This window comes from Serpens gallinarum (genome assembly GCF_014836765.1).
GTDB classification, from domain to species: Bacteria; Pseudomonadota; Gammaproteobacteria; order Pseudomonadales; family Pseudomonadaceae; genus Serpens; species Serpens gallinarum.
Genome location: NZ_JACSQG010000003.1, coordinates 48253 through 74334 on the forward strand (window position 1 = coordinate 48253; position 26082 = coordinate 74334).

At 61.9% G+C, this 26082-nt stretch carries 18 protein-coding genes; 4 read left to right on the forward strand and 14 right to left on the reverse strand.

Features of this window, described 5'->3' with window-relative positions; genetic code table 11:
* Positions 1-46: 46 nt before the first annotated feature.
* Positions 47-2701 (reverse strand): nitrate/nitrite transporter, encoded by a 2655-nt coding sequence (locus H9642_RS07825; RefSeq protein ID WP_251835875.1) that lies wholly within the window; start codon positions 2699-2701, stop codon positions 47-49.
* 723 nt (positions 2702-3424) lie between these two features.
* On the opposite strand from H9642_RS07825, the gene H9642_RS07830 reads away from it, so the two are divergent.
* Positions 3425-3727, forward strand: a complete 303-nt coding sequence (locus tag H9642_RS07830; RefSeq protein ID WP_251835876.1) for a DUF1883 domain-containing protein — start codon at positions 3425-3427, stop codon at positions 3725-3727.
* Positions 3728-3750: 23 nt separating this feature from the next.
* Here H9642_RS07830 and H9642_RS07835 read toward each other — a convergent pair whose 3' ends face one another.
* The 3 genes from H9642_RS07835 to metH form a co-directional block, all read right to left on the reverse strand.
* Positions 3751-4026: a hypothetical protein gene (locus tag H9642_RS07835; protein WP_251835877.1), complete on the reverse strand. Its 276-nt coding sequence runs from the start codon at positions 4024-4026 to the stop codon at positions 3751-3753.
* Positions 4027-4129: 103 nt separating this feature from the next.
* On the reverse strand, positions 4130-5431 hold the full coding sequence (locus H9642_RS07840; protein ID WP_251835878.1) for a leucine-rich repeat-containing protein kinase family protein: 1302 nt from the start codon (positions 5429-5431) through the stop codon (positions 4130-4132).
* Between the two features lie 337 nt (positions 5432-5768).
* Positions 5769-9479 carry a methionine synthase gene (gene metH / locus H9642_RS07845; protein WP_251835879.1) on the reverse strand — a complete coding sequence of 1237 codons (3711 nt, stop codon included), beginning with the start codon at positions 9477-9479 and terminating at the stop codon, positions 5769-5771.
* 204 nt (positions 9480-9683) lie between these two features.
* On the opposite strand from metH, the gene H9642_RS07850 reads away from it, so the two are divergent.
* The 3 genes from H9642_RS07850 to H9642_RS07860 all read left to right on the forward strand — a co-directional run bounded on the left by H9642_RS07850 (position 9684) and on the right by H9642_RS07860 (position 13935).
* Positions 9684-11963, forward strand: coding sequence for a fatty acid cis/trans isomerase (locus H9642_RS07850; RefSeq protein WP_251835880.1), 2280 nt, complete (start codon positions 9684-9686; stop codon positions 11961-11963).
* Between the two features lie 126 nt (positions 11964-12089).
* Positions 12090-12674 carry a Fe-S biogenesis protein NfuA gene (gene nfuA / locus H9642_RS07855; RefSeq protein ID WP_251835881.1) on the forward strand — a complete coding sequence of 195 codons (585 nt, stop codon included), beginning with the start codon at positions 12090-12092 and terminating at the stop codon, positions 12672-12674.
* A gap of 199 nt (positions 12675-12873) precedes the next feature.
* Positions 12874-13935: an AI-2E family transporter gene (locus tag H9642_RS07860; RefSeq protein WP_251835882.1), complete on the forward strand. Its 1062-nt coding sequence runs from the start codon at positions 12874-12876 to the stop codon at positions 13933-13935.
* Positions 13936-14053: 118 nt separating this feature from the next.
* Here H9642_RS07860 and nuoN read toward each other — a convergent pair whose 3' ends face one another.
* The 10 genes from nuoN to nuoE all read right to left on the reverse strand — a co-directional run bounded on the left by nuoN (position 14054) and on the right by nuoE (position 26082).
* Positions 14054-15514: an NADH-quinone oxidoreductase subunit NuoN gene (gene nuoN, locus H9642_RS07865; RefSeq protein ID WP_251835883.1), complete on the reverse strand. Its 1461-nt coding sequence runs from the start codon at positions 15512-15514 to the stop codon at positions 14054-14056.
* A gap of 7 nt (positions 15515-15521) precedes the next feature.
* Positions 15522-17054 (reverse strand): NADH-quinone oxidoreductase subunit M, encoded by a 1533-nt coding sequence (nuoM, locus tag H9642_RS07870; RefSeq protein ID WP_251835884.1) that lies wholly within the window; start codon positions 17052-17054, stop codon positions 15522-15524.
* Between the two features lie 22 nt (positions 17055-17076).
* Positions 17077-18921 (reverse strand): NADH-quinone oxidoreductase subunit L, encoded by a 1845-nt coding sequence (nuoL, locus tag H9642_RS07875; RefSeq protein WP_251835885.1) that lies wholly within the window; start codon positions 18919-18921, stop codon positions 17077-17079.
* The gene (nuoK, locus tag H9642_RS07880) at positions 18918-19226 is read right to left on the reverse strand and encodes an NADH-quinone oxidoreductase subunit NuoK (RefSeq protein ID WP_251835886.1); all 309 of its coding nucleotides are present in this window, start codon (positions 19224-19226) and stop codon (positions 18918-18920) included. Before nuoK ends, nuoL begins: the two co-directional genes overlap by 4 nt.
* 4 nt (positions 19227-19230) lie before the next feature.
* On the reverse strand, positions 19231-19731 hold the full coding sequence (gene nuoJ / locus H9642_RS07885) for an NADH-quinone oxidoreductase subunit J (RefSeq protein WP_251835887.1): 501 nt from the start codon (positions 19729-19731) through the stop codon (positions 19231-19233).
* Between the two features lie 130 nt (positions 19732-19861).
* Complete coding sequence (nuoI, locus tag H9642_RS07890; RefSeq protein WP_251835888.1) at positions 19862-20410, reverse strand: NADH-quinone oxidoreductase subunit NuoI; 549 nt, start codon at positions 20408-20410, stop codon at positions 19862-19864.
* An 11-nt stretch (positions 20411-20421) separates the two neighbouring features.
* Positions 20422-21414, reverse strand: a complete 993-nt coding sequence (nuoH, locus tag H9642_RS07895) for an NADH-quinone oxidoreductase subunit NuoH (protein ID WP_251835889.1) — start codon at positions 21412-21414, stop codon at positions 20422-20424.
* Positions 21411-24116 (reverse strand): NADH-quinone oxidoreductase subunit NuoG, encoded by a 2706-nt coding sequence (gene nuoG / locus H9642_RS07900; protein WP_251835890.1) that lies wholly within the window; start codon positions 24114-24116, stop codon positions 21411-21413. Before nuoG ends, nuoH begins: the two co-directional genes overlap by 4 nt.
* A 140-nt stretch (positions 24117-24256) precedes the next feature.
* Entirely contained in the window at positions 24257-25591 is a 1335-nt protein-coding gene (nuoF, locus tag H9642_RS07905) for an NADH-quinone oxidoreductase subunit NuoF (protein ID WP_251835891.1), read from the reverse strand.
* Entirely contained in the window at positions 25588-26082 is a 495-nt protein-coding gene (nuoE, locus tag H9642_RS07910) for an NADH-quinone oxidoreductase subunit NuoE (RefSeq protein ID WP_251835892.1), read from the reverse strand. The genes nuoF and nuoE overlap by 4 nt, the downstream gene beginning before the upstream one ends.

Here is a 26082-nt window from a genome sequence, read left to right on the forward strand (position 1 = left end):
CCTCGACGGGATGTCAGGCCCACCCCGTGGCTAGGTGTCAGACCCTTTAGCAGGGCACCTCCGCATTCCGGCGGGTGTAGTAGAACCAGGTCAACGCGATGCACAACAGGTAGAACAGGATGAAACCGTACAACGCCATTTCGGCGCCGCCGGTCATGCTGATCGAGGTGCCGTAGGCTTTCGGAATGAAGAAGGCGCCATAGGCGGCGATGGCCGAAATGAAGCCGACGGCGGCGGCGGATTCACGCTCGCTTTGCATGGCTTGTTCGGCGGGGGGCAGGTGTGGCGTCAGGCGCGGCGTCATGGTGCGGAAGATCGCCGGAATCATCTGTGTGGTGCTGGCATTGCCGACGCCGGAGAAGAAGAACAGCAACAGGAACATGCCGAAGAAGCCCCAGAAAGCGCCAGGCTGATCCTTGATGCCGAGGAAGAACAGCACGCCCACCACGCACAGCGACATTGCCACGAATACCCACAGGCTGACCTTGGCGCCGCCGAGTCGGTCGGCCAGGCCGCCGGAGAAGGCGCGACTCAGCGCACCCACCAGCGGGCCGAAGAACGCGAATTTGAGCACGTCGACGTTGGGAAACTGATTGCCAGCCAGCAGCGGAAAGCCGGCGGAAAAGCCGATAAAGCTGCCAAAGGTGCCGGTATAGAGGACGCTCATCAGCCAGGTGTGCTTGCGCTTGAAAATCACCAGTTGGTCGGCGAACGAGGATTTGGCACTGGCAATGTCGTTCATGCCGAACCAGGCGGCCAGCGTGGCGAGGATGATGAAGGGCACCCAGATGAAACCGGCGTTCTGCAGCCACAACGACTGACCTGTATTGGTTTGCCGGGGTTCGCCGCCCAGCGCGCCGAACACGCCGATGGTGATCACCAGTGGCACCAGAAACTGCATGATGCTGACGCCGAGGTTGCCTAGGCCGGCATTGAGGCCCATGGCCTTGCCTTTTTCACTCTTCGGGAAGAAGAACGAGATATTGGCCATGCTCGATGAGAAGTTGCCGCCGCCCAGGCCGCACAGCAAGGCGAGGATCAGCATGATCAGGTAGGGGGTGTTCGGGTCCTGCACGGCGAAACCGATCCACAGCGCCGGCAGCAGCAGCGAGCCGGTGGACAGGGCCGTCCAGCGCCGGCCACCGAAGATCGGCACCATGAAGCTGTAGAAAATCCGCAGCGTGGCGCCCGACAAACCGGGCAGGGCGGCCAGCCAGAACAGCTGGTTGGGGCTGTAGTCGAAACCGAGCAGGGGCAGTTTGGCGACCACCACCGACCAGACCATCCAGATGGCAAAACCCAGCAGCAGGTTGGGGATCGAGATCCACAGGTTGCGCGCGGCGATGGGCTTGCCCTGGGTGGCCCAGAAGGTGCTGTCTTCGGGTCGCCAGTCAAGCAGCACGAAGGCGTTGGGCGTGGACAGTTCCGGCAGGTCGCGCGTCTCGCGTTGCTGCGGCCATTCCACCCGCTCGGCCTGGCGAATCGAATAGTGCATCCAGGCCAGGGAGCCAGCAGCGATCAGGAACATCAGCATGAAGGTGCTTTGCCAGATGCCGATCACATCGTTGAGCATGCCGAAGGTCAGCGGCAGGAAAAAGCCGCCCAGACCACCGACCATGCCGACCACCCCACCGACAATGCCGACATGCTTGGGGTAGTAGACCGGGATGTGCTTGAACACCGCGGCCTTGCCCAGCGACATGAAGAAGCCCAGCACCATGGTTAGCAGCGCGAAGGCGACGACGTTCAGGGTCAGGGAAAAGCTGATCTCGCCCTCAACGCCGGTGACGATATAACGAGTCGGCGGGTAGCTGAGCAGGAAGGTGCTGATCACCGAAGCGGTCAGCGTCCAGTACATCACCCGCCGGGCCCCGTAGCGGTCGGACAGCCAGCCGCCGAGGATGCGAAATACCGAAGCGGGCACCGTGTACAGCGCCGCCACCATGCCGGCGGCGGCCAGGCTAAGGCCGTAGACCTGCATCAAGTAATGGGGCAGCCAGAGGGCGAGGGCGATAAAACCGCCAAACACAAAGAAGTAGTAGAGCGAGAAACGCCAGACCCGCAGCTCTCCCAACGGAGCCAGTTGCTCCTTGAGTGGCAAGGGCTGGGCTTGGCGTTCGCTGCTCTGGGGGTCGTTGCGTGCCAGGGCAATGAAGCCGACGCCCATGATCGCCAGCACGGTGGCATAGACCAGCGCGGTGCCCTGCCAGCCCAGCGCCAGGAGCAGGAAGGGCGCCGCAAAGTTGGTGAGACCGGCGCCAACGTTGCCGGCGCCGAAAATGCCCAGTGCCGTGCCCTGGCGCTCAGGCTCGAACCAGGCCGAGGTATAGGCCACGCCGACACTGAAGGCGCCGCCGGCCAGACCGACGCCCAAGGCACCCAGCAGTAGCATGTAATAGCTGTTGGCCAGAGTCAGCAGGTAGATGAACAGCGCGGACAACAGCATTAACAGGCCGAACACCCAGCGCCCGCCAAAACGGTCGGTCCACACGCCCAGTAACGGCCGCGACAAGGAGCCTGTGAGCACTGGCGTGGCCATCAACAGTCCGAGCTGAGTGTCGGTCAGGTTGAAGTCGCCCTTGAGCTGCAAACCCAGGATGGAAAAGATCGTCCAGACCGCAAAGCACAGCGTGAAGGCCAGGGTGGAGAGACCTAGCGCGCGATATTGTTCAGGCCGTGATACCGGTGCAGTTATTGGCATCTGAAACTCCCTTGCGCAAACACATCAGTATTCGGAGGGCGCTTTCGTTACGCGTTACGGTTATTTGTGCTGGTCGGCAAAGGCGGTTCGGCGAAGTAGCCGCCACTTCAGGCTCTGGCCAGGGGCAAGCTGGCGAAGGGCCTGGTAGAAGTGCGATTGCCGGATGTTTCAGGCGTCTTGCCCCATCGGACGGGGGAGCAGCCGTGCTGCCGCGCCAGTGGAAATGGCTTGCTATCGTGCGGCTCGCAGGGCATGGGGCAGGCTCCAAGGCGAATTGAAAATGAGCCTAGACGCTAATTGGCGCGCCGGCAAAAACCCAGATAGCAGGTGGGTTTGTCATGCTGTAGCGAGTTCGCAGAACAGGAGGCAGACGGCCGCTGCCAGAGTGTGCCGTTCATCAGAAGGCTTGATGCCCTGTGGATTTGCTACCCGCTCGGTTACCCAAGCAGGCAAGACAGCCCCTAGGCTGAGCCGGCAGACGGCGTTAAGCTTGCCACCCGCCGGCAAAGCGGGCCGTTTTCGGTCCATTGCCGGTAGCGTGCCACGGCGTTTGCCGGCGCATGCCCTGGTTGCGGGAAGCAGCCTGAATCCTTATTTCGCGCGCATCCATGCTTGTGCGGACTTGTCGTCTTGACCACCCAATGCGTTGGGCGGCCGCGCGGCATGTTTCTGTGCAAGGCGGGTGTTCCCGCGTGATTCCCTGTGTCACCCGTGGAGCTGACGATGAAATTCATACACCAACGCGAGCATTTGAATGAAGACGACCTGGTTGTCATCCAGTGTTCGCAGCCCTGCAACATTCGCCTGATGAACGATGCGAACTTTCGCAGCTTCAAGAACGGCGGACGGCATACCTACCATGGCGGCGCGTTTGATCGCTTCCCGGCGAAGATCACCGTGCCCAGCACCGGCTTCTGGAACATCACCCTGGATACCGTGACGACCCGTGCAATCAGCGTGACCCGCAAGCCAAAGATGGATTGCTCGATCAAGATCGTGCGGCGTTCGCCTTCACGGCTGAGTTGATGTGATGTGCAGCATCAGGCGGCTCAGGTCAGCAGGATGCCCGCGCCGAACCACAGCAGCGCGCCGCTGAACAGCAGCGCAAACCAGATGACCAGGGTGTCCGAGTAGCGATCCAGCAGCCAGAAAAAGCCGCTCATGTAGGCCAGCGTGACCATCCCATTGAGCAGCAGTGTGCCCAGACCAGCACCCGCTAGCAGGCTCAGAAGGGCCATCAAGCCGGTGTACAACGCGGCCATGCGAAGGGGGCGGTGGTTCTGGTGCACAAGCCACGCAAAGAAAATCAGTACCACTATGCCCATGAATGCTCCTTACGCTGAAAGGGTGGCATTCAAGCGCAGTCGATCGCCAGTGTTCTCGACACGCTCCGCATTAATGGCCCTACGCAGCTGCTAATGCCTGTGCTCAGGGGCTGATGGCTTCCAGGACTTCGTTGATTTCCGAAAACGCGGGCCGTTGCGTGACTAGCTCGTGGGTGCACTGGGCGTGCAGTTCATGCAGCGCAGCTTGCGCCTGCGGCCGGTCATCCGGGGCGCAGCGTTGCAACAGTTCCTCCAGCAGGTTGCCGAAGGCACGCGCTTCGATGCGTTGCAGCCGTTGTCCTGACTGGCTGTGCGGATCGAAGAACGACGCCGCGCCTAAGTCGCCCAGCAGGCAGCGCCCATGGGTATCGACCAGCAGGTTATGGGCGTAAAAATCGCCATGCAGGATGCCTCGGCCATGCAAATGGCCAACGGCGGCTGCGGCGCCACGTGCAATGCTTAAGGCGCTCGCCACGGTGAAGCGTCGATCCTCGGCATAGCAATCGCGGGTACAACTGCTCAGGGAAGGCGGGCCGGCGAGCGTTTGGTAGGACGCATCGATCCGCTCCAACAGCAGGCCGGGCAGGTCGCCGGGTAGGGTTTCCAGCGGGCCGGCGACGCGAATCAAGTTGGCGTGTTCGCCAGCCTGCAGGCAAGCGGCCATTTCGCTGTCGGGCAGGCCATCGCTGGTCATCTGGCCCTTGAACAGCTTGACGGCCATGGGCTGGCCGGCGTGCCGCCACTCGGCGGCGTGAATGATCCCGGAGGCGCCCTGGCCGAGCACTTCGCCGAGGGTAATCTCCGCGCGTGAGATGGCAGTTCCCAGTGCTGCGGTTTCGCGGCTACCCACACAGGGATTGCCGGCAAAGGCCAGCCAGCACAGGCGGGGCAGTTCCAGCAGCCATGGCGGCAGTGTCTCGAAACGGTTGGCGGCCATGCGCAGCAGTTCAAGGCGTTGGCAGTCGGCGAGGCCCTGCGGCAGTGCCGTAAGCTGGTTGCCGGCGAGCATCAGTTTCTGCAGGCCTGAGCAGTTGCCCAGCTCATCCGGCAAGTGCCGCACGCGATTATCGGTGAGGATCAGCCAGCGTAAACGCTGCGGCAGCGAGGCCGCCGGCACCTGTTCGATCCGGCAGGACTTGAAGCCGACCATTTCCAGATGCGGGCAGTCGCCCAGCACGTCCGGCACTTCAGTGATGGGATTGTCCGAACAAAACAGGATACGCAGCTTGTGCAGGCGCGACAGGTCGGCTGGCAGGCGGGTCAGCTGGTTGCCGGAGAGATTGAGCACCTCCAGGCTGTCGGCCAGCGCGAAGATCTCTTCGGGAAACTCACTGAGGTTGGCGGACAGATCAAGGCGGGTAATGCCGGCCAGATCGCCACGGCGCAGTTGGTCGAGGGTGTGCATGGGAACAAGGCTTATAAAGACGGAGGCCCGCTGGTGCGGGCCTCTGGGGTTCCATTCGTAGGCTGGACAACCGTTGTGTGTTGTCCACCGTGCGGGGTACAGCGGTGGATGTAAAAAAACGACATCCACCCTACGGGCCGGCAATCCGGTATAGAGAACGTAGGGTGGACAACCGTTGTTCGTTGTCCACCGTGCGGGACCAGCGGTGGATGTAAAAAAGCGACGTTAACCGGGCCGGCAATCCGCTGTAGAGAACGTAGGGTGGACAACCGTTGTTCGTTGTCCACCGTGCGGGACCAAGGGTGGATGTAAAATGCGACATCCACCCTACGGGTCGTCAGACGTCGTAACCGAGGTTCGGCATCAGCCAGCGTTCGCTGATCTCGAGGTCCTGGCCCTTGCGCTGCGAGTAGCTGTCCACCTGATCCTTGTCGATCTTGCCGACCGCGAAGTATTGCGCTTCAGGGTGGGCGAAGTACCAGCCGCTGACGGCGGCGGTGGGGAACATGGCGTAATGCTCGGTGAGGAACACGCCGCTGTCGCCGGCTTTATTGAACTCGGCGGCCGGATCGAGCAGGGCGAACAGGGCTTTTTTCTCGGTGTGATCCGGGCAGGCCGGATAACCCGGTGCCGGGCGGATGCCCTTGTAGCGCTCGCGGATCAGATCTTCGTTGCTCAGCGCTTCGTCTTTGTCGTAGCCCCAGTACTCTTTACGCACGCGCTCGTGCAGCCACTCGGCGCAGGCTTCGGCGAGGCGGTCGGCCAGTGCTTTCACCATGATCGAGTTGTAGTCGTCGCCGGCATCCTGGTAGGCCTTGGCCACTTCTTCGGCGCCGATCCCGGCGGTGGTGATGAAGCCACCCACGTAGTCGGTGATGCCGGAGTCCTTGGGCGCAACGAAGTCGGCCAGGGAGAAGTTCGGCTTGCCATCGGTCTTGATGGTCTGCTGGCGCAGGTGGTGCAAGGTGGCGAGTTGTTCGCCGTTATCGCCGTAGACGGCCAGGTCGTCCTGGTCGATCTGATTCGCCGGCCAGAAGCCGAACACGGCGCGGGCCCTGATCAGTTTCTCGTCGATCAGCTTGTTCAGCATGGCCTGGGCATCGGCGAACAGCGCCGTGGCGGCTTCGCCTACCACCTCGTCAGTGAGGATGCGCGGGTATTTGCCGGCCAAGTCCCAGGAGATGAAGAACGGCGTCCAGTCGATGTACTTGGCCAGCACCCGGAGGTCGATGTCTTCCAGCACCTTGCTGCCGGTGAAGGTCGGTTTGACCGGCGTGTAGCCGCTCCAGTCGAATTGCGGCTTGGCGGCGATCGCCTTTTCATAGGTCAGGCGTTCAGTGCGGGCGGCGCGGTTGGCGGTGCGCTCGCGGATCACGGCGTACTCTTCGCGAATCTTGGTCGCGTAATCCGGCTTCATTTCCTTGGACAGCAGGGTGGTGGCCACGCCCACGGCGCGCGAGGCGTCGGTGACGTACACCACGGCATCGTTCTTGTAGTGCGGGTCGATCTTCACCGCCGTGTGCGCCTTGGAGGTGGTGGCGCCGCCGATCATCAACGGCAGGGTGAAACCCTGGCGCTGCATTTCGCGAGCAACGTGCACCATTTCATCCAGCGACGGGGTGATCAGGCCGGACAGGCCGATGATGTCGCACTTCTCTTCGATGGCGGTCTTGAGGATCTTGTCGGCCGGGACCATCACGCCCAGGTCGACAATGTCGTAGCCGTTGCAACCGAGCACCACAGCGACGATGTTCTTGCCGATGTCATGCACGTCGCCCTTGACCGTGGCCATGAGAATCTTGCCCTTGGCCTCCGGCTTGTCGCCTTTTTCCGCTTCGATGAAGGGAATCAGATGCGCCACGGCCTGCTTCATCACGCGGGCGGATTTCACCACTTGCGGCAGGAACATCTTGCCCGAGCCGAACAGGTCGCCGACCACGTTCATGCCGGCCATCAGCGGGCCTTCGATCACCTCGATGGGCCGCGCGCACTGCTGGCGGCATTCCTCGGTGTCTTCAACAATAAAAGTGGTGATGCCCTTGACCAGCGCATGCTCGAGGCGCTTGTCGACCGGCAGGCTGCGCCACTCTTCGTTCTCGACTTCCTTGACAGAACCGTCGCCACGGTAGTCCTCGGCGATGGCCAGCAGGGCTTCGGTGGCACCGGCGCTGCGGTTGAGGATCACGTCCTCGACCTTGTTGCGCAGGTCGAGTGGAATCTGGTCGTAAATCTCCAGTTGGCCAGCGTTGACGATGCCCATGGTCAGGCCGTTCTGGATGGCGTAATAGAGGAACACCGAGTGGATCGCCTCGCGTACCGGGTTGTTGCCGCGGAACGAGAAGGACACGTTGGACACGCCGCCCGAGGTCAGGGCGTAGGGAAGATTGTCGCGGATGAAGGCGCAGGCCTCGATGAAGTCCACCGCGTAATTGTTGTGCTCCTCGATGCCGGTGGCCACGGCAAAGACGTTCGGGTCGAAGATGATGTCTTCCGGCGGGAAGCCCACTTCATTGACCAGGATGTCGTAGCTGCGCTGGCAGATCTCGCGCTTGCGCGCGGCGGTGTCAGCCTGGCCGGTTTCGTCGAAGGCCATGACCACCACGGCGGCGCCGTAGCGCTTGCACAGGCGGGCGTGCTTCTTGAATTCCTCGACCCCTTCCTTCATGGAAATCGAGTTGACGATGCCCTTGCCCTGGATGCACTTCAGACCGGCTTCGATCACCTCCCACTTGGAGGAGTCGATCATGATCGGCACGCGGGAGATGTCCGGCTCGCCGGCGATCAGGTTGAGGAAGGTCACCATGGCCTTCTTCGAGTCCAGCATCCCCTCGTCCATGTTGATGTCGATCACCTGGGCGCCGGCCTCGACCTGCTGCAGGGCAACGGCCAGCGCCTCGGTGTAGTTGTCCTCGCGGATCAGGCGCGCAAACTTGGCCGAGCCGGTGATGTTGGTGCGCTCGCCGACGTTCACGAACAGCGAGTTGCGATCGATGGTGAACGGCTCCAGGCCGGACAAGCGGCAGGCCTTGGGAATGTCCGGGATCACGCGGGGCGCGTAGTTGGCCACAGCTTCGGCGATCGCCTGGATATGCGCAGGCGTTGTGCCGCAGCAGCCGCCGACGATGTTGAGGAAGCCGCTCTGGGCAAACTCTTCGATCACGGCCGCGGTTTCTGCCGGGCTTTCGTCGTATTCACCGAAGGCGTTGGGCAGGCCGGCGTTGGGGTGGGCCGACACGTGGGTGTCCGCCTTGCTGGCCAGTTCTTCCAGGTACGGACGCAGCTCCTTGGCGCCCAGGGCGCAGTTCAGCCCCACGGAGATCGGGTTGGCGTGACGTACCGAGTTCCAGAAGGCTTCGGTGGTTTGCCCGGACAGGGTACGGCCCGAGGCGTCGGTGATGGTGCCGGAAATCATGATCGGCAGTGTGATGCCCACTTCTTCGAACACGCCCTGCACGGCAAAGATCGCTGCCTTGGCGTTGAGGGTGTCGAAGATGGTTTCGATCATGATCAGGTCCGCGCCGCCGTCGACCAGGCCGCGGGTGGCTTCGCTGTAGTTCTCGACCAGCTCATCGAAGGTGACGTTGCGGTAGCCCGGATTGTTGACGTCCGGCGAGAGCGAGCAGGTCCGGCTGGTTGGGCCGAGGACGCCGGCAACGAAGCGTGGTTTATTTGGGGTTTCCAGGGTCTTGGCGTCGGCGACCTCACGGGCCAGGCGGGCGCCTTCACGGTTCAGCTCATAGGCCAGTTCCTGCATGCCGTAGTCGGCCTGGGACACCCGGGTGGAGTTGAAGGTGTTGGTTTCTAGAATATCGGCGCCGGCATCGAGATAGGCACGCTCGATGGCCTGGATGACTTCCGGGCGGGACAGCAGCAGCAAATCGTTATTGCCCTTCACGTCCTGCGGCCAGTCGGCGAAGCGTTCGCCGCGGAAGTCGGCTTCTTCCAACTTGTAGCTTTGGATCATAGTGCCCATGCCGCCATCAAGGATCAGGATGCGCTCTTTGAGAGCTTGCTGTAGGGCCTGGAGACGGGCATTGAGACTGGACATGGAAAACTACCTGGAAGCGGAAAACAAAAGAGCGCGAATGATAGCAAAGCTGCATGGCTTTTGAGCTGGGCGCGGTTGTAGGTGAAAAGTATTCATGTTGAGCAAAGGGGCTTTCTTCATCCAAGCGTTATAACGCGAAACGTGCAATTCGCTCTAAAGAGCCGTGCTGGATAGAATGGCGGACATTTTTCAGGGAGCCGTGCCATGACCTGGCGTGCAATGCTCGCAGGCCTGCTGTTGGCAATGGGTGGTTCACTAGCGGCCGAGCCGTTGTCTTACCAGCGCGATATCCAGCCGATCTTTACCGCCAAGTGTGTGGCCTGCCACGCCTGTTACGACGCGCCGTGCCAGCTGAATCTGGGCAGTGACGAAGGCGTGCTGCGCGGAGCTCACAAGTTACCGGTATACAACGGCACCCGTACCCAGGCGCAGGAGACCACGCGCCTGTACCTCGATGCCCATGGCGAGCCGGCCTGGCGGCGCAAGGACTTCTTTTCGGTGCTGGATGCCCAGCCCAACCAGGCGGCGCTGATGGCACGCATGCTGGAACTTGGCAGGGCCAATCCCCCGGTCGCCAACGCCAAACTGCCGGCGAACCTGGATATCGGCATCTATCGACAGAACCAGTGTCCGTTGCCCGGCGAGTTCGAGGGTTATGCGCAAAAGCATGCCCAGGCCGGCATGCCCTTTGCGGTTACCGGGCTCAACGATGAGGAATATTCAACCCTTCAGCAATGGCTGGAGCAGGGTGCACCCGTGGAGACGGCGCCGCTACAACCCAGTGTCGATGAGCAGCAGCAGATTGCCGACTGGGAAGCGCTGCTCAACGGCCCCAATGACCGAGAACAGCTGGTCGGCCGCTGGCTGTATGAACACCTGTTCCTCGCTCATCTGTATTTCGACAACGGTGAGCAGGGGCACTTCTTCCAGCTGGTGCGCTCGCGCACGCCCAGCGGTCAGCCAGTTGACCCCATTGCCACACGGCGACCCAATGACGATCCGGGGCAGGTGTTCTACTACCGTTTGTTGCCGATTCAGGGCGTCATCGTGCACAAGACCCACATCACCTATCCGTTGAGCGCGCAGAAGCTGGCACGGGTCAAGCAGCTGTTCTTCAGCGAGGCCTGGCAGGTCGGTGCGCTGCCCGGTTATGGCATGCAGCGGCGCGCCAATCCCTTTGCGACGTTCGAGACGATTCCGGCGCGGGCGCGCTACCAGTTCATGCTGGATAACGCCGAGTACTTCGTGCGCACCTTCATTCGTGGCCCGGTGTGTCGCGGGCAGATCGCCACTGATGTTATCCGTGATCAGTTCTGGGTGATGTTTCAGGCGCCCGATCACGATGAGTACATCACCAATGCCACCTACCGCGCCCAAGCTACGCCGCTTCTGAGCATGCCGGGTCAGCTGGATAGCCTTGGTGATCTGTTCACCTTGTGGGGTGGCTATCGCGAGAAGCGCAACCAGTACGAAAACCTGCGCCGCCAGATGTACAGTGGCGTGCCGGCGGAATGGGAGCACCTGTGGCGAGGCAATGACAATGCGCTGCTGACTGTTTTTCGTCAGCAGGACAGCGCCTCGGTGCGCAAGGGGCTGCTCGGCGAGGTGCCGCAGACGCTGTGGTGGATGGATTACCCGCTGCTGGAGCGCACCTATTACCAGTTGGTGGTCAATTTCGACGTGTTCGGCAACGTCTCCCACCAGGCGCAGACGCGGTTGTATTTCGACCTGATCCGCAATGGCGCCGAGCTCAATTTCTTGCGCCTGTTGCCGGCCGAGTCTCGGCAGACGCTGCTCAACAGCTGGTACGAAAACAGTGGCAAGCTCAAGCTGTGGCTGACCTACACAGGCATCGACACCCAAACCAAAAGTCGTCTGGCGCTGCCGGCCAGTCAGGACGCGAAGCAGGCATTCGCCGATCAGTTGCTGCAGCGCCTGGCCAACATCAACGCCCGTGCCGATCCGATCAATCGTTGCTCGGGGCAACACTGTTACCGCCCTGATATCGCGCAACCCTTGCAGGCGGTGGAGCAAGCACTAAGCCGCCTCGCTGCCACGCCCGCGGCGCAGTTGCCATTCATTCGCCAATTGCCAGAGGCTACTCTGTTGCGGGTCGAGCTGCCCGACGGCTCCCGGGAGATCTACAGCGTGTTGCGCAACCGAGCGCACAGCAACGTGGCCTTCATGCTGGGTGAATCGCTGCGTTATCAGCCCGAGCAGGACACGCTGACGATTTTTCCGGGGATTCTCAGCAGTTACCCCAACTTCCTGTTCAACCTGCCTGCAGCGGATGTGTCGGCGTTTGTCGAGGCGCTGGAACGGGCAAAGGGAGGGCAGGCGTTCGAGCGAGTGGTCGACCGCTGGGGTATTCGGCGCAGCCATCCCGATTTCTGGCGTTACTTCAATGACCTGCCAGCCTACTTGCAGGAAACCGAGCCGCGCGAAGCGGGAATGCTGGACATGAACCGTTACCAGAACTTGTGACAGCCAACCCTGCAAGGTGCTTGCGTGGCATGTGCTGAGCATTTTGCTTACCCGACCAAAACACTGGGACTTACCGGGCATAACCCAATTGGCGTACACTGCGCACATGTTCTGCGAGGAGTTGCCATGAGCGCCATTACCATCACCGAATCCGCCGAAGCCTATCTGGCCGATCTGCTCAGCAAGCAGAACACGCCGGGAATTGGCATCCGAGTTTTTATCACTCAGCCGGGTACTCCCTACGCTGAAACCTGCATCGCCTACTGCAAACCAGGCGAGCAGAAACCGGAAGACACCGCGCTGTCGCTGGCATCGTTCGTCGCCTGGATCGACGGGATCAGCGAGCCCTTCCTCGAAGATGCCGTGGTTGATTACGCCACCGACCGCATGGGCGGTCAGCTGACCATCAAGGCGCCGAACGCCAAGGTACCGATGATCGGCGAAGACAGTCCAATGACCGAGCGCATCAACTACTACCTGCAGACCGAGATCAATCCTGGGCTGGCTAGCCACGGCGGCCAGGTCAGCCTGGTGGATATCGTCGATGAAGGTATCGCCGTCCTGCAATTTGGCGGCGGCTGCCAGGGCTGCGGCATGGTCGATACCACCCTCAAGGATGGCGTCGAAAAGACCCTGATGGAACGTATCCCGGAACTGAAAGGCGTGCGTGATATTACCGACCACAGTAACCGGGAAAACGCCTACTACTGATTTGCCAAAGAGTAGCAACTCGCCCGGCTGACAAAGCCTGCCAATACGGCAGGCTTTGTTGTTTCTGGCTTCCTTATTTTTATACCTCAGTCACAGAATTCAACTAGGCCATACGGCAGCGCTCTTTTTGCCTGCCCGGAGGTCTTAATGCCGGTAGGATTCTCGCATTCACCCAAAGCCGTTCAAACAAGGGAGCTACATGAACAACCCCACTCTAGAGAACAAGGTCTTTCTGGCGTTGCTCCTGCTGGTTTCCATTGCGTTCTGCTGGGTACTGTTCCCCTTTTATGGGGCGGTGTTCTGGGCAGTGATTCTGGCCATCCTGTTCGCACCGCTACAGCGGCGCCTGGCGCGTCGGTTTCGGGGCAAGCCCAACCTGGCGGCCTTGCTGACTCTGTTGGCAACGCTGCTGATTGCTGTGCTGCCTATGGCGATCATCACCACGCTGCTGGTGCAGGAAGGAGCGGCGCTCTATCAGCGGATCGAAAGCGGCGAACTGGATATTGGCGCTTATCTGGTGCAATTTCGCGACATGTTGCCGCAGAGTATTCAGAGCCAACTGCAGCGTGTGGGTCTGGGCGATTTGCAGGATGTGCGCGAACAATTGTCTGGCTATGCGCTGCAAGGCAGTCAGTTCCTGGCGACCAAGGCCTTCAGTTTCGGGCAGGGCACCTTCGAGTTCTTGATCGTATTCGCGGTCATGCTGTACCTGCTGTTTTTCCTGATTCGCGATGGCCGGCAACTGGTGGCCAAGATGCGCGAGGCCATCCCGCTGGAAGACGAGCAAAAGCGCCGTCTGTTCAGCAAGTTCACCCGTGTGGTGCGCGCTACGGTGAAAGGCAATGTGGTGGTGGCGATCACCCAGGGCGCGCTGGGCGGGCTGATATTCTGGTTTTTAGGTATCCCCAGCGTGCTGCTGTGGGGCGTGGTGATGGCTTTCCTGTCGCTGCTGCCGGCAGTGGGGGCGGGGCTGATCTGGACACCCGTGGCGATTTATTACTTCGTCAGTGGCGATTTCTGGCACGGCTTGATCCTGACGCTGTACGGGATTTGCGTGATCGGCCTGGTAGACAACGTGCTGCGTCCGATCCTGGTGGGCAAGGACACCAAGATGCCGGACTACGTGGTGCTGATTTCCACGTTGGGCGGGTTGGCACTGTTCGGTCTCAATGGCTTTGTCATCGGGCCGTTGATTGCTGCGCTATTCATGTCGTCGTGGGGACTGTTTATCGACCGCGAACCTGAAGAGGCGTTGGAGTAACAGACGCACCGAAACGGAAGTCACCAGGCCGGTTTCGGCCGTGATGCAGTGTGATGATGGGAAAGCGGAACGAAGAAAAAACGAAAAGGCGGCGCTGAACAGCACCGCCTTTTTGCGTTTACAGGCCTGCGGCCTGTGCTATTTGCAACAACGGTTGCGGGTAGACACCAAGGAAGAAGGCCAGGGCTGCAATGAACAGCAGCATGATGCCGCCGGCTCGTTGCGCCCAGTTGATCGGCGGCATGCGCAGGCGCATGCCCGGTTCGACCATGAACAGGGTGACCATCACCCGCAGATAGTAGAAGAGACCGATGGCGCTACCCACAATCAGGGTACCCAGCAGCCACCAGAGTTCAGCCTCGACACCCGTAGCGATCACATAGAACTTGCCGATGAAGCCCGCGCTCATGGGAATGCCGGCCAGGGACAGCATCATCACCGTGAGTACCGCTGTCAGGTAAGGGCGCCGCCAGAACAGGCCACGGTATTCAAACAGGGCGTCCGCGTCGCGGCCCTTGTACGGGCTGGACATCAGGGTGATCACCCCGAAGGCGCCGAGGGTAGTCAGCACATAGGTCACCAGGTACACGCCGATCGCTTCCACGGCCAGGCCCTTGCTGGCGATCAGGGCCACCAGCAGGTAACCGAAGTGGGCAATGGACGAGTAACCGAGCAGGCGTTTGAGGTTGCTCTGGTTCAAGGCCAGCAGGTTGCCGATCAGGATCGAGGCGATGGCGATCAGGGTCAGGCCGTCGTTCAGCCAGCCGCCGCTGGTGGCTGGGGAGATCTGATACAGGCGCAGCAGCACGGCAAACACCGCAACCTTGCTGGTGGTGGCCAGGAAGGTCGCCACCGGTGCCGGCGAGCCTTGGTACACGTCGGGCGTCCACAGGTGGAAGGGCACCAGCGACAGCTTGAAGCCCAAGCCCACCAGCATCATGCCGATGCCGGCCTGCACCAAGGCAGAAGAGCCCTGGGCCGCCAGGCTGGCGCCGATCCCGGCGAAGCTCAGGCTACCCGACTCGGCATACAGCAGCGCCATGCCGAACAGCAGGAAGGCTGAGCCGGCAGCAGACAGGACCATGTACTTGATGCCGGCTTCCAGGGAGCGGCGGTCGAAGAAGGCATAAGCCACCAGTCCGTAGACCGGTACGGAAAGCAGTTCCAAGCCGATGAACAAGCCCGCCAGGTGCTGGGCGCTAACCAGTACGATGCCGCCGGCCACCGCCAACAGCATGAGCAGGTAAAGCTCCTCGCGGTTGCCCGGGAAGCCGCCGGTGCCGGGTTTTTCTCCCAGATAGGCGTGGGCCAGGGTGACGCACACCAGCGTCGCTACCAGCATCAGCCCTGTATAAAAGAAGGCGAAGCTGTCCAGCATCAACAGTCCGGTCACTTCCAGCGGGGCCACTTGGGACGCTGGTGCGATGGAGAGCAGCGCCAGGATCAGGCCGGCCGCAGACAGCACGTAGCTGAGTCGATGGTTACGCCGCCAGGCGATCGCCAGCATCACCACCACGACGGTGGCGCAGGTGATTAGCAGCGGCAGCAGGGCAATGAAGTGTTGTTGAGTAAATTCCATAACGCGACTACCGAGCCGAAACGAGTGGGGAGAAGGCGGCGCTGAACCACTGCTGCACGCCTGTCATGGTCGCCTGGGAAACGTCGAGCACCGGCTGTGGATAGATGCCGAGCAGGATCAGCAGGACCGCGACCAGTAGCACCATGCCTAGTTCGCGGCCATCCAGGCCGTGCAGGATCTGCTCGCTCTTGGAAGGCCCGAAGTAGGCGCGGTGCACCATGATCAGCGAGTAGACCGACGAGAACACCAGGCCAAAGGTGGCAATAACCACGATCCAGGGGTTGGCGGCGAAGGCGCCGAACAGAATCAGGAACTCGCCAATGAAGTTGCCGGTGCCGGGCAAACCCAGAGAGGCGACGGCAAAAAACAGGCTCAGCGCTGGCAGCCACGCCAGCCGCTTCCACAAACCGCCCATTTCTCGCATGTCGCGGGTATGCAGGCGCTCGTAGAGCTGACCGCACAGGATGAACAGTGCGGCCGCGGAGAGGCCGTGGGCAATCATCAGTACCACCGCACCCTGCAGGGCGAGCTGGCTGCCGGAGTAGATGCCGATCAGCACGAAGCCCATGTGCGAGATGCTCGAATACGCCACCAGGCGCTTGATGTCGGTCTGTGCGAAGGACAGGAAGGCACCGTAGAAAATGCCGATCAGACCCAGCGCCATGGCAATCGGCGCGAATTCCGCCGAAGCATTGGGGAACAGCGGCAGGGCGAAGCGGATCATCCCGTAGGCGGCGGTTTTCAACAGGATGCCGGCCAGATCCACGGAACCTGCGGTCGGTGCCTGGGCGTGGGCATCGGGCAGCCAGGAGTGCAGCGGCACGATGGGGAACTTCACCGCGAAGGCGATGAAGAAGCCGAGCATGAGCAGGTACTCGGTGCCGGGTGCCAGTTCGGCGTCGAGCAGCAGCGCGTAATCGAAGGTCAGCACGCCGGTGTTGTGGTAATTAACCAGCACCAGGCCGAGGATCGCCACCAGCATGATCAGGCCACTGGCCTGGGTGTAGATGAAGAACTTGGTGGCGGCGTTGATGCGCGACTTCTTGCCTTCGCTGGAACTGTGACCCCAGAGCGCGATGAGGAAATACATCGGCACCAGCATCATTTCCCAGAAGAAGAAGAACAGGAACAGGTCCAGGGCGAGGAACACGCCGACCACACCGCCGAGAATCCACATCAGGTTGAGGTGGAAGAAGCCGACATGGCGCTGGATCTCTTTCCAGGAGCACAGCACCGACAGCACACCGAGCAGGCCGGTCAGTACGACCATCAGCAGCGACAGGCCATCCAGGGCAAGGTGCAGATTGATGCCGAAGCGCTCGATCCACACATGCTTGAATTCAAAGGCCCACTGCGCCTCGGCACCGGGGGCAGGCGCCAGTTGGTAGTTGCCGATGCTCCACAACCAGAGGCCGATGCCGAGCAACAGGCCCATGGTCAACAGGGCGATCCAGCGCGGCAGGGTCTTGTCGAAACGTTCGACGACCCAGCAGAGCACGCCGCCGATAAAGGGAATCAGGATTAGCCAGGGCAGAATCACGAGTTCGAGTCCTTGCGCAGATTCAGAGCAGAACGACGCCGAGCAAAAGCACGGCTCCGCCAACGATGGACAGGGCATACCAGCGTAGCTGGCCCGTCTGGCTACGGCTTAGTGAGCCGTGCCCGCCACGCGCCAGGCGCGGCACCAGGCCGAAACTGGCGTCCACCGGGTCGCGACCGAGCAGGCGGCACATCAGCAGATAGGGCTGTACGAACACTTTGTCATAGAGCCAGTCGAAGCCCCAGGCGGCGAACCACCAGGCACTCAGCAAACGGCCAGGCGCGCTTTGTGCAAGGGCGGTGACCAGGCTGCGCTTGCCCAGGAACAACATGGCGGCGAGCACGATACCGGCCAGGGCGATTGCCCCAGAGGCGATTTCCAGGCTGTGTTTGGCGGCGCCGCCGGCGTGTCCGACGCTTTCCGGCAGCACACCGGCCAGCGGCGGCACGATCAGCGCACCGACGAAGGTAGAGAGGATGATCAGCACGATCAGCGGCAGGTTGTGGGCCAGGCCACTACCGGCATGCGCATCGGTCTTCGCGTCGCCATGGAAGGCAATGAAGATCAGCCGGAAGGTATACAGCGATGTCAGGAAGGCACCCGCCAGGCCGGCATACAGCAGGCCGCCGTGACCGCTGGCAAAGGCTTCCCAAAGAATCTCATCCTTGGAATAGAAACCGGCGGTAATCAGCGGCAGCGCGGCCAGCGCCGAACCGCCGACGATGAAGCTGACGTAGGCCAGTGGCAGCTTCTTCCACAGACCGCCCATCTTGAAGATGTTCTGTTCGTGGTGGCAGGCATTGATCACCGAGCCGGAAGCCAGGAACAGCAGGGCCTTGAAGAAGGCATGGGTCATCAGGTGGAAAATCGCCGCATCCCAGGCGCCAACGCCCAGGGCCAGGAACATGTAACCGATCTGGCTCATGGTCGAGTAGGCGAGGATGCGCTTGATGTCGGTCTGTACCAGGGCGGCGAAGCCGGCCAGCACCAGGGTCACCCCGCCGACGATGCCCACCAGTTCCAGCACCTCGGGTGCCAGCAGAAAGATGCCGTGGGTGCGCGCGATGAGGTAGACGCCTGCGGTTACCATGGTCGCCGCGTGGATCAGCGCCGATACCGGAGTCGGACCGGCCATGGCGTCGGCCAGCCAGGTCTGCAGCGGCAGCTGGGCGGATTTGCCAACCGCACCGCCGAGCAGGGCCAGGGCCGCCAGGCTGATCCACAGATCGCCACTGGCGAATTTCTGGGGTGCCAGCGTCAGCAACTCCTGAATGTTCAACGTGCCGAGCTGGACAAAGAGGATGAACAGGCCGAAGGCCATCAGCACGTCGCCGACACGAGTGACGACGAAGGCCTTGAGCGCCGCGTTGCCGTTCTTGCGTTCCTTGTAGTAGAAACCGATCAGCAGGTAGGAGCAGACCCCCACGCCTTCCCAGCCGAAGTAGAGCAGCAGCAGGTTATCGCCCAGCACCAGCAACACCATGCTGAAGATGAACAGGTTGGTGTAGGCAAAGAAGCGTGAGTAACCCTCTTCACCGCGCATGTACCAGCTGGCGAACAGGTGGATCAGGAAGCCCACGCCCGTGACCACGCCAAGCATGGTCAGCGCCAAGCCGTCCAGGTGCAGGCCGACGGCGACACTGAAGTCGGCCACATCCAGCCATTGCCAGAGGTGCTGGGTGAACACGCCACCCTCGGGTGGGGCAACGTTGAACTGCCAGATGATCCAGGCGGTGGTCAATGCCGACAGGCCGACCGAGCCGACGCCAATGATCGCCGCTAAGTTCTCGGAAGTGCGACCGCGGGAAAAGGCCATCAGCACGTAACCGATCAGCGGGAAAACGAAGGTCAGAAATAGAAGATTCATCCGCGCATCTCGCTAGCAGCATCGACATCCAGGGTGTTGAAGCGGCGATACAGTTGCAACAGGATCGCCAAGCCGATGGCGGCTTCGGCGGCGGCCAGGGTGATCACCAGGATGAACATGACCTGCCCATCGGGTTGCTCCCAGCGGCTGCCCGCGACAATGAAGGCCAGGCCGGCGGCGTTCATCATCACCTCCAGGCTCATCAGCATGAACAGGATGTTGCGGCGGACCATCAGGCCGACCAGGCCGAGGCAGAACAGCACAGCGGCAAGGGCCAGGCCGTGCTCCAGTGGAATTGATTGCATGGCGTTACTCCTTCGCCTCATGGCGGCCTAGGTGATAGGCAGCGACCAATGCCGCCAGCAGCAACATGGAGGCCAGTTCCACAACCAGCAGGTACGGGCCGAACAGCGAAATACCCACCGCCTTGGGGCCTACCGTGGTCAGGCCCAGCGGAGCGTACTCGGGGGCGGCGAACAAGGCCCAGAGCAATTGCAGCAAAAGAATCAGGGCCAGCAGCCCAGGGCCGATCCAAACCCCCGGCTTCATCCAGGCGTGCTCCTGGCCGGCCGTGGCCGGACCGAGGTTGAGCATCATCACCACGAACACGAACAGCACCATGATGGCGCCGGCGTAGACGATGATTTCCAGCGCGCCGGCAAAGGGCGCACCGAGGCTGAAAAAGCACATCGACACGGCCAAGAGGGAAATGACCAGGTAGAGCAGGGCATGCACCGGGTTGCTGCCGGTGATCACCCGCAAGGTGGACACCACAGCGATACCGGCCGAAAAGTAAAACGCGAATTCCATCAGAAGCTCCTCGGGCGCTGGAAGGCGAAAGGCTGAAAGCTGAACGAAAAAGCCGTGCTGATCGTCCCGCTTTCCAGCCGCCAGCGCTTTTCATCGAATCCTTCCCCAAGGGAACGTGCTACGCGCTGCCTCATGGCATCAACCCCTTGACGTTGACTGGCTCCGCTTCGCTTTGCGCGGCGCCCTTGGGCTTGCCGGCAATGGCTAGGCCGGAGACGCGATAGAAGTTGTAGTCGGGGTACTTGCCGGGGCCGGAGATCAGCAGGTCTTCCTTCTCGTATACGAGATCCTGGCGCTTGTAGTCGCCCAGCTCGAAGTCCGGCGTGAGCTGGATCGCGGTGGTCGGGCAGGCTTCTTCGCACAGGCCGCAGAAGATGCAGCGCGAGAAGTTGATGCGGAAAAATTCCGGGAACCAGCGACCGTCCGGCGTCTCGGCCTTCTGCAGGGAGATGCAACCCACCGGGCAGGCCACCGCGCAGAGATTGCAGGCCACGCAGCGTTCTTCGCCATCAGGGTCGCGGGTCAGCACGATGCGGCCGCGATAGCGTGGCGGCAGATACACCGCTTCTTCCGGGTACTGCAGGGTGTCGCGTTTGCGAAAGCCGTGGCTGAAGATCATCACCAGGCTGCGCAGCTGGGTGTAGGTGCCGTGCAGCACCTCGCCGATGTATTTGAACATGGTATTTCTCCTTACTGGGCCGCCAGCACGAGTGCGCCGGTCACCAGCAGGTTGAGCAGGGTCAGCGGCAGACAGAACTTCCAGCCGAAGGCCATCACCTGGTCATAGCGCGGACGCGGCAGCGAAGCGCGCAGCAGGATGAACAGCATGATGAAAAAGGCGGTCTTGATCGCGAACCAGAAGAACGACAGCCACGGCAGGGTGTCCAGGAACGGCCCGTGCCAGCCACCGAAGAACAGTGTGGTCAACAACGCGGAAATGGTGACGATGCCGATGTATTCGCCGACGAAGAACATGCCCCACTTCATGCCCGCATATTCGACGTGGTAGCCGTCGGCCAATTCCTGCTCGGCTTCCGGCTGGTCGAACGGGTGGCGGTGGGTGACCGCGACGCCGGCGATGAAGAAGGTACAGAAGCCCAGGAACTGCGGAATGATGAACCATAGGTGCTGCTGCTGGTAGTCAACGATATCACGCATGTTGAACGAGCCGACCTGGGCGACGATGCCCATCAGCGACAGGCCGAGAAACACCTCGTAGGACACCGTCTGCGCCGAAGCACGCAGTGCACCGAGCAGGGCAAACTTGTTGTTGCTCGCCCAGCCGGCGAACAACACCGCATACACGGTGAGACCGGCCATGGCGAAGAAGAACAAAATACCGATATTCAGGTCCGCCACGCCCCAGGTTGGGGTAATCGGCACGATGGCGAAGGCCAGCAGCAGCGAGGCCATGGCCACCACCGGCGCCAGGGTGAAGATCAGACGGTCGGAGAACGGCGGGTTCCAGTCCTCCTTGAAGAACATCTTGATCATGTCCGCAGCGATCTGGAACATGCCGAACGGTCCGACCCGGTTAGGGCCGTAGCGGTCCTGCCACCAGCCCAGCAGGCGGCGTTCGACGAAGCTCAGCAAGGCGCCGCACACCACCACTGCCAGCATGATAACCAGGGCCTTGATGACGGCGATGATCACGTCGATCACCTCGGGAGTCAGCCAACTCATCGGGAGATCTCCAGTTCAGTGGCCAGGCAGCCGGGGCTCAAGACCGGGAGGCCAGCCAGCCCGACGGGCAGACCGACCAGGCCGATACTTAGCGCGGTGCTGATGCGTACCGGCAGGCGCAGAGGTTGATCGGCAACCTTGAGACTGAGCAGTTCGCCTTCGGCCACGCCCAGGCGCTTGGCTTCAGCCTCGGCCAGGGCCACATACGCCTGCGGGATGCGCGTCTGGATCGGTGCGGCGAGTGCGGAGGTTTCCTCGCTGCCGAACAGGTGATGCAGGGGTACGACTTCCCAGGTGCCGGGAGCCGGTGAGAACGCAGCCGGCACCGAATGCCAATCGCGATTCTGGCGGACATGGTCGAGCAGACGAACGCCCGGATCGCCTGCACGCAGGTGGCCGCCGACTTCGTCCTGGAATTTGTTCCAGGCCTGCGGCGAGTTCCAGCCCGGTGACCAGGCGAAGGGAATTTGCTGACGGTCTTCTGCGGAGCCCGAATAGCCTTCCATGGAGTAGGCGAACGGCGAATCCACATCCTGCGGCTGACGCGGCTCATGCACGCTGATGTCGGCGCGCATGGCGGTGCGACCGCTGTAGCGCAGCGGCGAGCGGGCCATCCTCAAGCCCTTGATGCGGAACGACGCGTGGGGCGCGGCATTCTGAATGCCGATCAACTGCGGATTGGCGGCCACACAGGACTCAGTTGCATGGTCCAGGGTGGTCCAGTCCACAGCCTTGCCTTGCAGTGTGCAATGCAGCGCATGCATCCAGCGCCAGCCTTCGCGTACCAGGATGCTGCTGTCGTAGTAGCTGGGCTCGAACACTTGGAAAAAGCGCTGCGCACGGCCTTCCTGGCTGACCAGGGTGCCATCGGCTTCGGCGAAGCTGGCGGCTGAAAGCACCAGATGGGCCTTGGCGGTGGTCGCGGTCTGCTGGTGATCGGCAACGATAACGGCCTGGGCGTTTGCCAGTGCGGCATCCACCTTGGCCTGGTCGGCGCGCCGGTACAGGTCGTTTTCCAGCACGACTACGGCGTTGGCGTTGCCGTCGATCAGCGCGTCCAGCGCAGCATCTACGGATTCGCCACCCAGCAGGGCCAGGCCGAGGCTGTTGGCCTCTGGCACCACCAAACTGATGGAGGCCTTTTTCTCGCGATTCTTTAGCGCCTGGGCAATATTGCCGGCCGCTTCGATCAGGGATTTGTCACCCAGCGAGGCGCCGCTGATCAGCAGCGGGCGCCTGGCGGCCAGCAGGGCATCGGCGATCTGTTGCACCAATTCGCAGGCTTCCGCTTCCAGGCCTTCGACCGCCGGGCCGCTGGGGTCAATGGCATGGGCCACGGCGAAACCGAGGCGGGCCAGGTCGGCCGGTGCGGCATGCACGCATTGTGCGGCGATGTCGTCGAGGCGGGTTTCCTCGACGCTGGCGATGAAGACCGGATGCAGGGCGTTTTGTGCGACGTTCTGCACGGCCGCCATGTGCCACTCCTGAATCTTCATCGAGGCGGCGATTTCAGTGGCCTTGCCCTTGGCCGCCTGGCGGACCGCCAAGGCGATACGGGCAGCAGTCTGGGTCAGGTCTTCGCCGAGAATGAACACCGCATCATGGCTTTCGATGTCGCGCATCGAGGGCACGGGCAACGGGCCGTTCTGCATCAGCTCGCGAATCAGGCGGATGTTGTCCAGTTCGGCAGCGGCGATCCCGCTGTAGAACCGGTCGGCGCCGACCAATTCGCGCAGCGCATGGTTGCTTTCCAGGCTGGCGCGGGGCGATCCGATGCCGATCAGGGATTTGCCCTTGAGCAGCTCGGCGGCCTTGTCCAGGGCGGCATCGACGCCGAGCGTTGCAGTGCCCAGCAGCGGCTGGCGTGGCCGATCCTCGCGGTTGACGGAGCCGTAGCCGAAGCGGCCCCGGTCGCACAGGAAGTAGTGGTTCACCGCACCGTTGAAGCGGTTCTCGATACGGCGAATTTCACCGTAGCGTTCGCCGGGACTGATGTTGCAACCTGCCGAGCAGCCATGGCAGATGCTCGGTGCGAACTGCATGTCCCACTTGCGGTTGTAGCGTTCGGAGTGGGTCTTGTCGGTGAACACGCCGGTTGGGCAAACCTCGGTGAGGTTGCCCGAGAATTCGCTTTCCAGCACGCCGTCTTCGACACGCCCGAAATACACGTTGTCGTTGGCACCGAACACACCAAGGTCAGTGCCGCCGGCGTAGTCCTTGTAGTAACGCACGCAGCGGTAGCAGGCGATGCAGCGGTTCATCTCGTGGGCGATGAAGGGGCCGAGCTCCTGGTTTTGGTGGGTGCGTTTGCTGAAGCGATAACGGCGCTGGTTGTGGCCGGTCATCACGGTCATGTCCTGCAGATGGCAATGTCCGCCTTCCTCGCACACGGGGCAGTCGTGCGGGTGGTTGACCATCAGCCATTCGACGACGCTGGCGCGAAACGCCTTGGCTTCCTCGTCATCAATGGAGATCCAGCTGTTGTCGGTGGCCGGGGTCATGCAGGACATGACCAGCCGGCCGCGGGTGTCGTTTTCGTCGCTGTACTGCTTGACCGCGCATTGGCGGCAGGCACCGACGCTACCGAGCGCCGGGTGCCAGCAGAAGTAGGGGATGTCGAGACCGAGCGACAGACAGGCCTGCAACAGGTTGTCCGCTCCGTCGACTTCGTAGTCTTTGCCGTCTACGTGGATAGTGGCCATTTCTAGGTCTTCTCATCCCGCTTGCGCGGGTCTAAATAGGATTCTTTCTGGCGCCGGAGGCTAAGGGCTTGAGGTGAACGATCTCCGAGTCGCTTGTTCGTCCAGCCTTCAGCCTTTGGCCTCCAGCGTCTGTCAATTCTCTATGCCGGCTGTACGGCGGGGAGAGCCACCTGGCTGACGCCCGCCTCGAACTCCGAGCGGAAATACTTGATCGCACTGCCCAACGGCTCTACCGCACCGGGCGCATGGGCACAGAAGGTCTTGCCTGGGCCGAGGAAATCGACCAGGCCCAGCAGGATATCGATGTCCTGGCTGGTGCCCTGGCCGTGCTCCAGCGCCCGCAGGGTCTTGACGCTCCACGGCAGTCCATCACGGCAGGGAGTACACCAGCCGCAGGACTCGCGAGCGAAGAACTCCTCCATGTTGCGCAGCAGCGACACCATGTTGATCGAATCATCCACCGCCAAGGCCAGGCCGGTGCCCATGCGCGTGCCGACCTTGGCAATGCCGCCGGCGTACATCTGCGCCTCGAGGTGCTCGGGCAGCAGGAAACCGGTGCCGGCGCCGCCGGGTTGCCAGCATTTCAGCGTATAGCCATCCTTCATGCCGCCGGCATAGTCCTCGAACAACTCGCGGGCGGTGATGCCAAAGGGCAACTCCCAGATGCCGGGGTGGTTGACCTTGCCGGAGAAGCCCATGAGTTTGGTGCCCATGTCTTCACTGCCAGGACGGCACAGGGATTTGTACCAGTCCACGCCGTTACCGACGATGGCCGGCACGTTGCACAGGGTTTCCACGTTGTTGACGCAGGTCGGCTTGCCCCACGCGCCGACGGCGGCGGGAAACGGCGGCTTGGCACGGGGGTTGGCGCGACGGCCTTCCAGCGAATTGATCAGCGCGGTTTCTTCACCGCAGATGTAGCGGCCGGCGCCGGTGTGCACGAAGAGTTCGAAATCGAAGCCCGAACCAAGGATGTTCTTGCCCAGCAGGCCAGCGGCCTTGGCTTCGTCAATGGCGCGATTAAGGTTGCGCGCCGCGTCGACGTATTCGCCGCGCAGGAAGATGTAGCCACGGTAGGCCTTGAGCGCGCGGGCGCTGATCAGCATGCCTTCCACCAACAGGTGCGGCAGCTGCTCCATGAGCAGGCGGTCCTTCCAGGTGTTGGGTTCCATTTCGTCCGCGTTGCACAGCAGGTAGCGAATGTTCAGCGATTCATCGGCGGGCATCAGCCCCCATTTCACCCCTGTGGGAAAACCGGCGCCGCCACGGCCCTTGAGGCCGGAATCCTTGACGGTCTGTACGATGTCGGCCTGGGCCATGTCGGCCAGGGCCTTGCGGGCGGCGGCGTAGCCGTTCTTCTGCTGGTACTCGTCGAGCCAGACCGGTTGGCCGTCGTCACGCAGACGCCAGGTGAGCGGGTGGGTTTCTTCGCGGCGCTCGATGCGGTTGATCGGGCCGAAGGAGGGAAGGGTCATGGGTAGACCTCCAGCAATTTCGCCACGCCGCCGGGCTGTACATCGCCGTAAGTATCATCGTCGATCATCAGCGCTGGGGCCTTGTCGCAGTTGCCCAGGCAGCAGACAGGAATCAGGGTGAAGCGTCCATCAGCAGTAGTCTGTCCCGGCTCGATGCCGATCTGCTGCTTGATGCTGTCGAGCACATTTTCGTGACCGCCGATGTAGCAGGTCATGCTGTCGCACACGCGAATGATGTGACGGCCGACGGGGACTCGGAAAATTTGGCTGTAGAAGGTCGCCACGCCTTCGACATCGCTGGCGGGAATGCCGAGAACTTCGCCGATGGCATCGCAGGCACCGTCCGGCACCCAGCCGCGGGCACTCTGGACGATTTTCAGCGCCTCGATGGAGGCCGCGCGCGGGTCTTCGTAATGGTGCATTTCATGCTCGATGGCCGAGCGCTCGGTTTCGCTCAGGGCAAAACGGTCGGTCTGAATCAAAGTACTCAT

What these genes read in the sequence shown, in the direction of transcription:
- H9642_RS07825 (WP_251835875.1), bottom strand. Translation starts at nt 2,701, where the DNA reads ATGCCAATAACTGCACCGGTATCACGGCCTGAACAATATCGCGCGCTA.
- H9642_RS07830 (WP_251835876.1), top strand. Translation starts at nt 3,425, where the DNA reads ATGAAATTCATACACCAACGCGAGCATTTGAATGAAGACGACCTGGTT.
- H9642_RS07835 (WP_251835877.1), bottom strand. Translation starts at nt 4,026, where the DNA reads ATGGGCATAGTGGTACTGATTTTCTTTGCGTGGCTTGTGCACCAGAAC.
- H9642_RS07840 (WP_251835878.1), bottom strand. Translation starts at nt 5,431, where the DNA reads ATGCACACCCTCGACCAACTGCGCCGTGGCGATCTGGCCGGCATTACC.
- metH (WP_251835879.1), bottom strand. Translation starts at nt 9,479, where the DNA reads ATGTCCAGTCTCAATGCCCGTCTCCAGGCCCTACAGCAAGCTCTCAAA.
- H9642_RS07850 (WP_251835880.1), top strand. Translation starts at nt 9,684, where the DNA reads ATGACCTGGCGTGCAATGCTCGCAGGCCTGCTGTTGGCAATGGGTGGT.
- nfuA (WP_251835881.1), top strand. Translation starts at nt 12,090, where the DNA reads ATGAGCGCCATTACCATCACCGAATCCGCCGAAGCCTATCTGGCCGAT.
- H9642_RS07860 (WP_251835882.1), top strand. Translation starts at nt 12,874, where the DNA reads ATGAACAACCCCACTCTAGAGAACAAGGTCTTTCTGGCGTTGCTCCTG.
- nuoN (WP_251835883.1), bottom strand. Translation starts at nt 15,514, where the DNA reads ATGGAATTTACTCAACAACACTTCATTGCCCTGCTGCCGCTGCTAATC.
- nuoL (WP_251835885.1), bottom strand. Translation starts at nt 18,921, where the DNA reads ATGAATCTTCTATTTCTGACCTTCGTTTTCCCGCTGATCGGTTACGTG.
- nuoK (WP_251835886.1), bottom strand. Translation starts at nt 19,226, where the DNA reads ATGCAATCAATTCCACTGGAGCACGGCCTGGCCCTTGCCGCTGTGCTG.
- nuoJ (WP_251835887.1), bottom strand. Translation starts at nt 19,731, where the DNA reads ATGGAATTCGCGTTTTACTTTTCGGCCGGTATCGCTGTGGTGTCCACC.
- nuoI (WP_251835888.1), bottom strand. Translation starts at nt 20,410, where the DNA reads ATGTTCAAATACATCGGCGAGGTGCTGCACGGCACCTACACCCAGCTG.
- nuoH (WP_251835889.1), bottom strand. Translation starts at nt 21,414, where the DNA reads ATGAGTTGGCTGACTCCCGAGGTGATCGACGTGATCATCGCCGTCATC.
- nuoG (WP_251835890.1), bottom strand. Translation starts at nt 24,116, where the DNA reads ATGGCCACTATCCACGTAGACGGCAAAGACTACGAAGTCGACGGAGCG.
- nuoF (WP_251835891.1), bottom strand. Translation starts at nt 25,591, where the DNA reads ATGACCCTTCCCTCCTTCGGCCCGATCAACCGCATCGAGCGCCGCGAA.
- nuoE (WP_251835892.1), bottom strand. Translation starts at nt 26,082, where the DNA reads ATGAGTACTTTGATTCAGACCGACCGTTTTGCCCTGAGCGAAACCGAG.